Here is a 367-nt window from a genome sequence, read left to right as displayed (position 1 = left end):
CATCTTGCACAATTGCCCAGACCATAGTAGAGTTTACTCCTGCATTTGTATACGGTATTGTTCCACTCTTTATCAGATATTTTTCCACTTGTCCACTTAACGGGTCAACAGAATAGAGCGTGGCATTTTGTGCCGTAACCCAAACCAATCCTGTCTTGTCTGCAACCAATCCATTGGGAGCTGAACCAACTGGTAAAGAATATTCCTTGACATATGGACTCTTTTTCTCAGGAATAACATTTTGAAGTTCTACTTTGCTAAAACTTTGATCAAGATACACAGACACAAGTATTACCGCTACAATTATTGCAGTTATCACAATTTTTTTCAATACCAAGTTATCTCAAGATACAATTGACAATGTCTG

1 protein-coding gene is annotated in these 367 nt (G+C 37.6%); it reads right to left on the bottom strand.

Annotated elements, in window-relative coordinates; all coding sequences use genetic code 11:
• Positions 1–331 (bottom strand): hypothetical protein (locus DYY66_RS09955; protein ID WP_394352632.1); only part of this gene is annotated, 331 nt, incomplete at its 3' end.
• Positions 332–367: the final 36 nt, after the last annotated feature.

Origin of the sequence: Candidatus Nitrosotalea sp. FS (genome assembly GCF_011319475.1) — an archaeon.
Classification (GTDB): Archaea; Thermoproteota; Nitrososphaeria; order Nitrososphaerales; family Nitrosopumilaceae; genus Nitrosotalea.
This window is presented reverse-complemented; position numbering and strand designations above follow the sequence as displayed.